At 46.9% G+C, this 10,987-nt stretch carries 13 protein-coding genes; 8 read left to right on the top strand and 5 right to left on the bottom strand.

Going from position 1 to position 10,987, the window contains the following annotated elements; genetic code table 11:
- The first annotated feature begins 41 nt into the window (after window positions 1-41).
- Genes NIES208_RS06455 through NIES208_RS06480 form a run of 6 tightly spaced genes read left to right on the top strand, consistent with a single transcriptional unit; the run spans window position 42 to window position 3,638 of the window.
- On the top strand, window positions 42-1,478 hold the full coding sequence (locus NIES208_RS06455) for a cation:proton antiporter (RefSeq protein ID WP_075890907.1): 1,437 nt from the start codon (window positions 42-44) through the stop codon (window positions 1,476-1,478).
- Window positions 1,475-1,864, top strand: coding sequence for a Na+/H+ antiporter subunit E (locus NIES208_RS06460; RefSeq protein ID WP_075890909.1), 390 nt, complete (start codon window positions 1,475-1,477; stop codon window positions 1,862-1,864). The genes NIES208_RS06455 and NIES208_RS06460 overlap by 4 nt, the downstream gene beginning before the upstream one ends.
- The gene (locus NIES208_RS06465) at window positions 1,861-2,112 is read left to right on the top strand and encodes a hypothetical protein (protein ID WP_075890911.1); all 252 of its coding nucleotides are present in this window, start codon (window positions 1,861-1,863) and stop codon (window positions 2,110-2,112) included. Before NIES208_RS06460 ends, NIES208_RS06465 begins: the two co-directional genes overlap by 4 nt.
- Complete coding sequence (locus tag NIES208_RS06470; protein WP_075890913.1) at window positions 2,109-2,402, top strand: monovalent cation/H(+) antiporter subunit G; 294 nt, start codon at window positions 2,109-2,111, stop codon at window positions 2,400-2,402. The genes NIES208_RS06465 and NIES208_RS06470 overlap by 4 nt, the downstream gene beginning before the upstream one ends.
- A complete protein-coding gene (locus NIES208_RS06475; RefSeq protein ID WP_075890915.1) occupies window positions 2,389-2,979 on the top strand; it encodes a DUF4040 domain-containing protein in 591 nt (196 codons plus the stop codon). The genes NIES208_RS06470 and NIES208_RS06475 overlap by 14 nt, the downstream gene beginning before the upstream one ends.
- On the top strand, window positions 2,976-3,638 hold the full coding sequence (locus NIES208_RS06480) for a Na(+)/H(+) antiporter subunit B (protein WP_075890917.1): 663 nt from the start codon (window positions 2,976-2,978) through the stop codon (window positions 3,636-3,638). The genes NIES208_RS06475 and NIES208_RS06480 overlap by 4 nt, the downstream gene beginning before the upstream one ends.
- A 207-nt stretch (window positions 3,639-3,845) precedes the next feature.
- Here the strand turns inward: NIES208_RS06480 and NIES208_RS06485 are convergent, their stop codons facing one another.
- The 5 genes from NIES208_RS06485 to NIES208_RS06505 form a co-directional block, all read right to left on the bottom strand.
- Window positions 3,846-5,597 carry an ABC transporter ATP-binding protein gene (locus NIES208_RS06485; protein WP_075890919.1) on the bottom strand — a complete coding sequence of 584 codons (1,752 nt, stop codon included), beginning with the start codon at window positions 5,595-5,597 and terminating at the stop codon, window positions 3,846-3,848.
- Window positions 5,598-5,868: 271 nt separating this feature from the next.
- A complete protein-coding gene (locus tag NIES208_RS06490; protein WP_139325000.1) occupies window positions 5,869-6,582 on the bottom strand; it encodes a PTPA-CTERM sorting domain-containing protein in 714 nt (237 codons plus the stop codon).
- Window positions 6,583-7,055: 473 nt separating this feature from the next.
- Entirely contained in the window at window positions 7,056-8,123 is a 1,068-nt protein-coding gene (gene mnmH / locus NIES208_RS06495) for a tRNA 2-selenouridine(34) synthase MnmH (RefSeq protein ID WP_075890923.1), read from the bottom strand.
- A gap of 140 nt (window positions 8,124-8,263) precedes the next feature.
- A complete protein-coding gene (locus tag NIES208_RS06500) occupies window positions 8,264-8,515 on the bottom strand; it encodes a hypothetical protein (RefSeq protein ID WP_075890925.1) in 252 nt (83 codons plus the stop codon).
- Window positions 8,516-8,609: 94 nt separating this feature from the next.
- Window positions 8,610-10,133, bottom strand: a complete 1,524-nt coding sequence (locus NIES208_RS06505) for a helicase C-terminal domain-containing protein (protein WP_075890927.1) — start codon at window positions 10,131-10,133, stop codon at window positions 8,610-8,612.
- Between the two features lie 42 nt (window positions 10,134-10,175).
- On the opposite strand from NIES208_RS06505, the gene NIES208_RS06510 reads away from it, so the two are divergent.
- Both NIES208_RS06510 and NIES208_RS06515 read left to right on the top strand, forming a co-directional pair.
- Complete coding sequence (locus tag NIES208_RS06510) at window positions 10,176-10,736, top strand: 5-formyltetrahydrofolate cyclo-ligase (protein WP_075890929.1); 561 nt, start codon at window positions 10,176-10,178, stop codon at window positions 10,734-10,736.
- The coding region (locus tag NIES208_RS06515; protein WP_139325001.1) for a DUF3750 domain-containing protein at window positions 10,733-10,987 on the top strand (255 nt) is incomplete at its 3' end. The genes NIES208_RS06510 and NIES208_RS06515, both read left to right, overlap by 4 nt.

The raw sequence follows: 10,987 nt of genomic DNA on the forward strand, positions 1-10,987 counted from the left end.
AATTTAGAGCGATCGCTAATTAAGGGAGGACAACAACCATGATGAATGAATTGACGATTGGCTGGGTGATTTCCCCCTTTGTCGTGGGCTTTAGCATCTATTTGCTACCAAAAATTGACCGCTATCTGGCGATTTTGGTATCGATTTCGTCGCTGATCTTTGGTCTGGTACAAATTTTTCAGCCAGAACCCTACAGCCTCAAGCTCCTTGATAGCTATGGCGTAGATTTACTGGTGGATGATCAGAGTGGTTATTTCATTTTGACCAATGCGGCGGTGGCGATCGCCGTGACAGTGTATTGCTGGAAAAGTACGAAAAGCGCTTTTTTCTTTACCCAGCTCGTCATTTTGCAGGGGGCGCTGAATGCCGTCTTTATTTGCGCGGATCTGATTAGTCTGTATGTGGCCCTCGAAGCCATTAGTATCGCGGCGTTTCTGCTAATGACCTACCAGCGGACAGACCGTTCCATTTGGATTGGTCTGAGGTATCTGTTCCTGAGTAATACGGCCATGCTGTTTTATTTAATGGGGGCACTGCTGGTTTATCAGGCGACAAAATCCTTTTCCTACGCTGGTTTAGCCGAAGCACCTAATGAGGCGATCGCCTTGATTTTTCTCGGTTTACTCACCAAAGGCGGTGTATTTGTCTCAGGACTGTGGTTGCCCTTGACCCACTCAGAATCAGACACACCCGTGTCGGCAATGTTGTCCGGTGTGGTGGTGAAAGCCGGTATTTTTCCCCTATTGCGCTGCGGCATTTTAGTGCCAGACCTTGACCCTTGGCTCAGATTTTTTGGGGTGGCAACTGCGCTACTGGGCATTAGCTTCGCCATCCTCGAAACCGATGCCAAACGTCTTTTAGCCTTTAGTACCATCTCAAAATTGGGATTGTTGCTCTCCGCCCCGGCGGTGGCGGGATTAGCGGCTCTGTCCCACGGTTTAGTGAAATCCTCTTTATTTTTGATGGCGGGTCAATTGCCCACGCGCAAATTTAGGGAGCTGCGCGAAACCACGATTTCGACAACCCTCTGGATACCCTTGGCGATCGCCTGCCTCTCAATGGTGGGCATGCCCTTGCTCGTTGGGTTTAGCTCGAAAGTGCTACTCCTAAAAAATATTGAACCTTGGCAAGAAATCGGGTTAAATATCGCTGCCGTCGGTACAGCATTAGCCTTCGCCAAATTTCTGTTTATTCCCCACGATGCGGCGACAAAGTTTGAAGCAAAAAGCGTCACATTCTGGGGGGCGATCGTCTGGCTCCTAAGCGGTGTTGTCTTAGCCAATGGTTTTTACATAGAGGCCTACGAGTTGTCCAATATCCCCAAGGCACTGATTAAAATCGCCATTGGTTGGGCGTTATATTGGCTAATTATGAAGCGCCTCGAACTCAAATTACCCCGTATATTTGAAGAATTTGAACAGCTCATCGGTGGCATGAGCATTGTCTTAACCGGATTATTTTGGATGGTGACCCTATGATCGGCATTCTCGATATTTTTCTAATTTTAATGATCTGGTTTCTGCTTACCGCAGACCTGAGTGCAGCCAATATCCTGATCGGTGTGATCATTGCGATTTTGATGCCCGGTAAACGGTTTAATGCAGCACAGATTAAAGATTGGCTCCATGTGTTGTGGGAAATTGTGATCGCCATTCCTCAGGCCTATATTGAGGCGATCGAAATGATCTTTTTCCCCCACCGCTTCGAAACCGTGGCCATGCAGCAGGTCAAGCCGAACCGGACACCGGGACTAATTTTTCTCGATATTTTTCTGATTACCTTTACCCCCAAAACCATCGTGCTGCACTATCACGAAGATGGTTGGTATGAAGTACACCTTGTTCAGCGGAGGAAGCCCGAATGAATTTGATTGTTGGTGCCATGATTGGGGCTTTATTGCTACCGATCTATGAGGCGATACAGGACGAAGATATCTGGCAAAAGCTCCTTGCCTTCGCCAGTATTTCCAGTAAAACGTCGGTCATGATTTTAGTGATTTCTGTCCTGCGGGATGACTGGACGATTGGTGTGGTTGGTGTATTGATTTTATGTGTGGGTAATGCGGCGTTAATGTTGCTAGCCCATGTTTTGAGGCGGGTGAATTTGTCATGAGTACTTTTATCGATATCCTCAGTTATGGCTGTATTATTCTGGGGGTTGTTTTTTGGTTCTGGGGCACAATTCCTTTACTCGGCGATCGCTCTGTCCTGTACAAGTTACACACGCTGTCGGTGTCGGATACCTTGGGGTCGATGGCGATTATGGCGGGGCTATTGCTAAAAATCCCTAGGGAATGGCCGTTACTGGTGTTAGCGATTATTGCCCTCGCGATTTGGAATACGGTTTTGGGTTACGTTTTAGCATATTGTTCGAGTCGTGGAGGTGGTAATGAGCGGATTTAATTTTGACTGGTTTATTTTTGCGATCGCCCTGTTGTTGCCTTTAACTTCTGGGCTACTGGTCTTCCAAAAGAATCCCTATTATGCCCTCGTGATTCGGGGAATTTTGGGGGCGATCGCCGCATTGCTCTATGCGATGTTTGGGGCAGCAGATGTGGCGCTCACCGAAGCCCTTGTGGGGACGATGCTGTCGATTACCTTATATGCCGTGGCAGTGCGTTCGTCGATGAGTATGCGTCTTGGGGTTTTGGCCGTTTGTACGGACACCGTGAATCTGTCCCAAAAACTCAATCCTGCCCTTAAACAAGTGCTCAGCAAGTACGATCTACGTCTTGAACAAGTGGTGTTTGAAGATGCCCAAGCCCTAGAACATGCCCTAGAGCTAAAGGATGTTCACTGTATTTTACAGATTGACGATAGTGAGCAAATTAATGTATTTAAAACTCGTGTGCCGCGACTCTACGAGATTTTTAAAAGCTCCTCTTTAACGGAGTTGATCGAACTACAGCTGCTGGAGTTAAAGCCTGCTACTGCCGTCGTTGTGCCATCGTCGCAACCTCTTATGGAGAATCAATCATGAAGTGGGTCTACCTTGCATTTGGTATTGCCTTATTTGTAAAAATGCTGGTCTTCCCGAATTTTGCAATGGAAGGCGAGATCGGGACGATCGCCGAAGTGGTAGCGGCGGAAACAGGTGTACCCAATGCGGTGTCCGGCATTATTCTGCGGAATCGTCTCTATGATACGGGCTTTGAGGTGATGGTCTTTACCCTCGCCATTATGGGCGTGCGCTTTTTACTTTCCGATGAACACCCCTCGAAAGAAGTTAAACAATTTACCGATTCCCCCTCGATTGTTCTGGCGCGTTTGGGGGCAACCATTGCGGCATTAATTGGTATTGAGTTGGCCATTAGGGGACACCTCAGTCCCGGTGGCGGTTTTGCGGCTGGTGTGGCTGGTGGTACGGCGATCGGTCTAGTGGCGATCGTGTCTTCACCGCAATGGATGGACGCAATTTATAAAAAGTGGAATGCAGCAATTCTCGAAAAAGTTTCAGTCCTCATCTTTTTCATGTTGGCCTGTCTATCCCTAATCGGTATTCAGCTACCCTACGGTGAATTTGGCACATTATTTAGTGGCGGCTGGATCACCATTCTCAATATTCTTGTGGCGATTAAAGTGGCACTGGGTTCTTGGGCGGCTATCTTAATCTTTATCCGCTATCGCGGGTTGCTCTAAGCCTCTAAAAACGTCAGCTCGGGTTAAGGAGTTATCTGAATGCCTTGAAGACACGGGGACATTGGGATGGGGAGACACGGAGAGAGGAAGATACGGGACATCAACGGACACCCGCATTAGAATTGTTTGAATAAAAAATCGCCCCATCCCTCGCTCTCCCTGTCGCCGCGTCGTCATTCCAGATCATGTTTAAACCAAACTCAGGTTCTAAAAGCCTTTAGGAATGGCAGAAATGAGTTGTCGGGTGTAGTCCTGTTGCGGGTCGCGGTAAATTTGCTCGGCAGCACCCATTTCCTCGATTTTGCCTTTGTTCATGACAATAATGCGATCGCTCATAAATTTGACGACGCTGAGGTCGTGGGAAATAAAAATATAGGTCAATTGAAATTCTGATTGCAGTTCCTTCAGTAGATTGAGTACCTGAGCCTGCACAGAAACGTCGAGGGCGGATACTGACTCATCGCAAATAATAAATTGTGGTTCGATGGCTAAGGCTCTAGCAATACAAACCCGTTGCCGCTGACCACCGGACAGTTCGTGGGGATAGCGGTTCACCCAATCGGGATCTAGACCGACGCGCTCTAATAGATATTGCACTCGTTCTAACCGTTTTTTCTTGTCGCGCTTGAGGTTGTGAATTACCATCGGTTCGGCGATCGCCTTGCCAATGCTCATGCGAGGATTGAGGGAATTATAAGGATTTTGAAAAACGATTTGCATCTCCCGACGTAGCTGGCGTAGGCGTTTACTGCGGACAGGAAGTTTGGCAATATTTTCGCCCCGGAAAAAAACATCGCCCGCTAAAGGCTGCACTAACCGCAAAATGGCGCGGGCAAGGGTTGATTTGCCACAGCCGGACTCACCCACAAGACCTAGGGTTTCACCGGGGTATAAATTAAAGGACACATTATTAACGGCCATATTAAAGCCGCCGATGCCTAGCACCCCGCGCTTGCGGTAGCCCACTTGGAGGTTTTGTACCGATAGTAAGGGCTCTTGGGAGACTAAAGATTCGAGGCGGGCTTTGTCTTCATCTAGGGAAATTTGCGCCTGTAAGCTGTCGTCTGGCTGTCGCTCCTGAATGACTATTTCCTTCGTTTCAGGGTCTTCGGTGATGGCCATAAAATCGGCAACGGTCGGCAATAAAACTAGCTTTTCTTCAAGGCGAGGGCGACAGGCTAAAAGTCCTTTGGTGTAGGGATGCTGGGGGTTTGAAAAGATATTTTTGATCTTGCCTTGTTCTACAATTTTGCCGCGATACATGACTGCCACATCGTCGACCAACTCTGCAATCACACCGAGGTCGTGGGTAATAAAAATCAGAGACATTTGCCTTGCCTGACTCAGATCCCGCAGGAGTTGCAAAATTTTGGCTTGCACTGTCACGTCTAGTGCCGTCGTCGGTTCATCGGCAATGAGTAGGGTGGGGTTTGAGGCGATCGCCATGGCGATCATCACCCGTTGTAATTGACCCCCCGATAGCTCATGGGGATAGCGTTCCATGAGTTCTGGCAGTAGCTGGACTTCCTCTAATCGGGCGATCGCCTGTTTTTTTGCCTCAGCTTTAGAAATATTTTGGTGGAGGAGAATCGCTTCGGTGAGCTGAAAGTCGACATTGTAAACCGGATTTAGCGAACTCATCGGCTCCTGAAAAATCATCGCAATTTTGCCGCCACGATAGGTGCGTCGTTCCCGTTCCGGCAAACTCTCAAGATCGATCGCCTCTCCACCCGGCTCCGATTTAAACAGAATTTCGCCCGCCCTCACCCGACCCGGCTTCGGCACTAATCCCATTAATGCTAAGGATGTTACCGATTTTCCAGAGCCCGATTCCCCGACAATGCCCAAGGTGTTGCCCCGTTCAAGCTGAAAATCAATGCGATCAACGGCGGTATTTACTTGGTTTTCTGCACGAAATTGCACTTGCAGTTGACGGACATCGATAACCAAATCACTCATGGGTCAGCTTTGGGTCTAGGAAGTTGCTAAATATTCCCTTGATTGTAGCGGTGTTAATCCCTGTGTATCGGCGATCGCCCGAAAATCTGCCCAATGATAACCATCAGAAAATTTTCAGAATTTAGGCTAACGATCCGAAACAAAACCTCGTCATAACCCCAAAAAAAACCTAGGCCTGCATTAGACCTAGGGAACATTTTTTAGAAAATTAAGAATGAGAACCGTTAGAAACAAACTACCGACAAAACAATGAACTATCTTACTCTGCTAATTATTCAGCAGTGTCATCTTGCTTACGGCGCTTCGCTACTGCAAACAAACCACTGAGAATAGGCAAAACAGCCGCAGGAGTCGGAACAGCCTCAGGATTGGCTAAACGATAAGCATGGTTGTCCGTCTCAAAAGCTTTTTTGTTAGATTGGAAAATGATTTTATCGAAGTTTTCGCCTTCTTCCGCAAAAATATTAACAAAGCGAGCACCATTAACACTTTGATCACCGTTTGCATTTTCACGGATATCTTTACCCGTTAAAGAGGCAATTAGCTCGTCACCATTGTAAAAAAAGAGGTTATTGTAGTCGTCGATAGAACCGAAGTAAAAACCAAAGTAGTCAGACTCTACACCAAAATCAATGACAAGTTCCTGGGTATTGTAACTACCAACAGTGAGGTAAGGATTATTAGCATTGTCATAATCACCTTGGCTAGGTGGCGCTGCATATTTACCACCAACACTGTCTGTAACGATGTTGCCGCCAATGCCTCGGTAGGAAACACCACTTTCGTGGGTATAACCTGCACCGTCAAGGCTACCAATTACCGCATTATCAAAGGTAATGGTTCGGGCTCCTTCCACAGTAGAAAAAGGAGTATTAGCTTGAGCTGTGATGGATAGCGCTTGAGCTGAACCGGCAGAGAGGGCGATCGCCGAGCTTGCAACCAAACCCATACCGAATAAAGTTTTTGGAGTTATTAAATTAAACATATGTCGAGGATTTATTAGATAAAGTACAAAAATTAGAAGAATGAAACTTGAGCTCTAATTAATGTTAAAAAGCCAACAAGTACCCAAGACATTAATCGAGTCATTTCCTCTGTCTTTTAAATATTACGGGCTGGCCTTTGATCTTGTATCCGTAATTCCAACAGTCTTTAAAGAAGGGTTGATAAAGAGAATAATTTATTTTATGAAGCTCTATTTTGGGGCTCTGTAAAATTACTTAAAAACTGTTGAAAATACTGATATGCTTGTTTTTTGAGTTTGTTACTTAGGTGAAAATGAGGCGGTATCTTTTTCTTCTTCTAAAGGTTTTTCTTGCCAATAAATGTTGTTTTTTGTTCTTCTATGGAGATTGTCAGCAACTGTCTGGATAGCCTTAAGAAATCTTTGTATTTCTGAGGTGAATTAGAGTGCTTATGACAGATTAAATGAGCGGATCATGGCTTTTTTCTGTCGAGCTAGCCCAAGAGGTTATTGAGTTCGTTGATAAATTGGTTGACGGAATCAGCTTGCAAGTTTTGTAATTTAAAAATGTGTTTTGGTTCGGAATAGTGGCAGGGCAGCGATCGCCGATAGGCGGGGTCGTAATGTTCTGTGAGGATGGCTTCGACAAAGGCGCTCCACCGATTGGCATCAATCAATTCAAACCACGACATCACCTTGTTTTTGCTGTGGGTGGGAATTAAATATTGTAGTAGTCGTTTAAGTTCGTCGGGATTGTTAACGAGGTGGGGATATTCCGTCAGGAGCCATTGCACCCGCTCTGCTGTCGGTACCTCCACTTCATAGCAGGGCGATCGCCCCATTGACTGCCAAAAGGCTGCGGGGATATGGACATTGCCAATGGCATTACTTTCCGACTCGAGCCATACAGGTTGGGCTGGGTCTAAGGGCTGTAGTTGTTGTAATAACTGGGATTCAAACCATTTTTGGGATGGTTGTAATGTCGGTTTATCGCGCCATACTTGTCCTAATAAAGAGCCTCGATGGTTGGCGATCGCCTCTAGGTCGATTACCTGCAAACCCGCTTCTTTCATCTTGTTTAAGAGAAACGTTTTGGCGCTGCCAGTGTAGCCACAGAGAATTTTAAAATGATATTTTTTGGGTAAGATTGCCAGCGATCGCCGCACATGGGCACGATAGGTTTTATAGCCGCCGGTGATTAATGTGGTTTGCCAGCCGATTTGGTTCAGGATATGGGCAAAACTATTGGAACGCTGGCCGCCCCGCCAACAATAAATTAGGGGATGGTAGGTTTTCGGCTTATTTAAAAAATACTGCTCTAAATGATGGGAAATATTGCGCGAAACTAAGGCTGCACCAATTTTGCGTGCCTCAAAGGGAGAATTTTGTTTATAAATTGTGCCGACCTTTGCCCGTTCTTCATCACTTAAAACCGGAAAATTAATTGCCCCCGGAATATGATCCGCCACAAACTCGCCCGGCGATCGCACATCGATTATTTCATCATATTCACGAAAACCATTCTCCCAAGGAGTCTCAGATTTGTAGATTGGGGGAGCCATGCAAAGTCCTAATCATTATCCCGAAGCCTTTGTCACCATAGCAAAAAGACAGCCTCTCGGCTGCCTCCTCACATGACGCGACTCTGTTGCCATCACGTCTAGTTGCCCTAGGGCGATTCAATTTTCTGCGAGTTCTAGATTTAGAACAAGAGAGAAAGAGGTGCACTGAATAATGCAGCCGCTAAACCGAAAAGAATGACACTAGCGAAGATGACATTGTTGTAAAACCAACCAATTTCGCGGTTTTCCCCAAAGAGATTTTCCTCCTGACCCGCAGAGAAAAACAAAGACCATGCTTGAGTCGCGCTAATGGTCGCCTCCTGGAAGTCTTCGCGGAAAATTACAGGGGTAAATAGATTTTTGTTCGGGGTGTACTCAAATTGGCTAACCATAATCGGTATCTCCTTGCTTTGCTTACATTACTAACCATAACAGATTATTGCAAAATATTAAAGTGACTTGACAAAGTTATTTTTGTGATGTTAATCACCAGTAACCAAACCAGCTTGGATCGAGATAGCTACAGTAGGAGCAAGGCTGGATGGCATCGAGGATTTGTTGACCGTAGGCGCGGTGGTTAATGCGATTGTCGAGGATAGCAATCAGGCTTTGGTCTTGGTGTAGGGGATAAATGGCGCGTTGGAGTTCTCGTAGGGCGGTGGGTAAGAGATAGAGTCGGAACCAGTCTTGACGTTGGGCTTTGTAATGGGCGACCCGTCCGGCAACTAAAGGGTTTTCGAGGGAGGGTAAGGGTAGGGTGGCGATCGCCATTAGTTGGGGTAGGGGAAAGTCAAGGCTCTGGCCGTAAAACAGCGGATTTGTGAGGGAGCGCCAAAAATCCCAACCGCAGATCAAAATACTATCGGCTTGGAGGTTTGTTTGTTCGACTTTGACGGTGCTACCAAACTCTGCGGCGAGGGCAGACCCCATTTGCGCTTGTAGGGGAACATCGTTAATGAGAAGGACAATGGGGCGTTTGACATTACGGCTGAGGCGCACCAAACGTTGGAGTTGTGTTAGAAGTTCCCCTTGAAATTCTGGGGTATTGGGTAGTGGCAGGCGTTTTTCTGGGAGATAGACTTGGGTTTGCTGTTGTTGGCGAGGCGGCGTGAATTTCACACAGGTGAGGTCATCGTCTAAACCGATTTGGTCACGGAATGTGGGGGCAATTTTTTCGGTATCGAGGAAGCCGCCGATAAAAAGGGTGGCTTGTTTTTCCCAGAGGGGTTTGAGGAGCGTCGAGACTTTTTGGGGGGCCACGTTAATGGAGAAGGAACGATCTTGACGGTTAAGCATTGCCCAACATAGGGGTTTGGCTGCTTCGTGCCTGAGGGTTTGCTGGAATTGCCGCCAAGGTTCTGGCAGTTTTGGTAGTTGCAGACATTTTATTAAGTGGGTCTGTTCGTCTGGTGAGAGTAAATGGCAATGGTATGGGTTGGGCGATCGCCGCAAAAGATTTGTTTTGAGATAGTTATATTGGGTTTGAATCAAATGTTGCTGGGCGGGATTTTGCTGTTGTAGGGTTTCCCAATCTCTCAGTTGTAAGCGGCATCGCATATGATCCTGTACCCACTGCCACAGATCATCAACGGGATTGAGGAGGGTCGTAACTGTTGCCACGGGGCGATCGCCGAGCATTGAGCCCAACCAAAAATCCGGTGTGATCAGAGCAATGCCATCGGGTTTTTGCCTGAGATTGGTGATGATTTGAACAGACCGATGGGTGGCTAGCTGAGTCTGTAACCGAGGAATTTCCGTCGCAACCAGCCATGTTTGTAAACTGGGCGGCGTCACTAAGACAACGGGTTTATCGCTCAATAAAATCGGGGTCAGATAGCTAAGGGCAGAATCCCCAACCCCCGTTCTTGTCTGGATGAGGGCCGATCGCCTCAGCCGCAAACCCCTTGCAACTAATCGCGCTAAGGTTAAATGATGTTGCCAAAAATCCCCCTCATTTGTCCGAGAGAGTTGTAATAATTTTTGGTGTACCTGAGCCTCGATAATGGACAAAATCTCCTCACAAATATGGGGCGAGCCAGAACAGCCTAGAGCATGAACCCTTCAAAATCTGACCTCCGTAAATATTTTCTCTCGGAACGGCGATCGCTGCCCGAAATGGATTGGCGAAATTGTAGTGATCAGCTTTGCCTACGCCTTTCTCCACAGCCATTTTTCCAGAATGCCAAAACTATTCTGAGTTACTGTACCTATCGTAATGAACCGGATTTAAGTCTGCTATTTCACCTACAGGCGCAAAAAAACTGGGGGTTGCCCCGTTGTGTGGGTCAAAATTTAGCTTGGCATCGGTATCAATTGGGCGATCGCCTCATCTCCGGTCAGTTTGGCATCACCGAACCTCACCCCGATTTACCTTTACTGGATTTAGAAACCATTGATCTTATGCTCGTTCCTGCTGTGGCCTGCACGAAAACAGGCGATCGCCTCGGCTATGGCGGTGGCTTCTATGATCGATTTTTTCAAACTTTGACCCAAAAAATTACAACCATTGGCATTGTGTTTAACCGTTGTCTCGCTGAAACGTTGCCCACAGACCCTTGGGACATCAGCTTAGATTATGTTTGTACCGAAACAGATTTTTACGATTGTCGATGACTACTGTGGAATTGAGAGCAGCAAAAATCCCAAAAATCGGCTGGATTGCCGTACATTGCTGGTTTGTCGTGCGGGCAGAAAATACCGAAACGCGCTGGGAAATTTGGCAAAATCGCTCAGTGCGGGAACCGAGTTGGGGACATCTCCATAAAAATCTCATGGCGGTCAATCAAGGCGTTGGTAATGGAGACAGTTGGGCGATCGCCACCTGGACAGACCAAACTGCCATAACCCTCGCAACTATCCTTAAA

Source organism: [Limnothrix rosea] IAM M-220, assembly GCF_001904615.1.
In the GTDB taxonomy this organism is placed as follows: domain Bacteria; phylum Cyanobacteriota; class Cyanobacteriia; order Cyanobacteriales; family MRBY01; genus MRBY01.